Here is a 223-nt window from a genome sequence, read left to right as displayed (position 1 = left end):
CACGGTCATACTTCTTCCGTTTCTCTGACATCGCTACCCCTTATAGCTGATGCCTCTACGGTCTCGGGGGAACCTCACACCCAGCGCCGCTACAACGCCGCCGGGGAACCCTATGCGTGGCTGGTGCGCTCCACAGCGTTCATCAACCTCGATCTTTCATGCAATTCCGCGTTTGCGGGTGTCGTTGACGCGAAAGGTACACTGCCGCAAGGATAATAGGACT

Annotated in this window: 1 protein-coding gene; it reads left to right on the top strand. The window is 57.0% G+C overall.

Annotated elements, in window-relative coordinates; all coding sequences use genetic code 11:
• Window positions 1-216 (top strand): hypothetical protein (locus FPZ47_RS29130; protein WP_210420072.1); only part of this gene is annotated, 216 nt, incomplete at its 5' end.
• Window positions 217-223: the final 7 nt, after the last annotated feature.

Source organism: Mycobacterium helveticum (genome assembly GCF_007714205.1).
GTDB classification, from domain to species: domain Bacteria; phylum Actinomycetota; class Actinomycetes; order Mycobacteriales; family Mycobacteriaceae; genus Mycobacterium; species Mycobacterium helveticum.
This window is presented reverse-complemented; position numbering and strand designations above follow the sequence as displayed.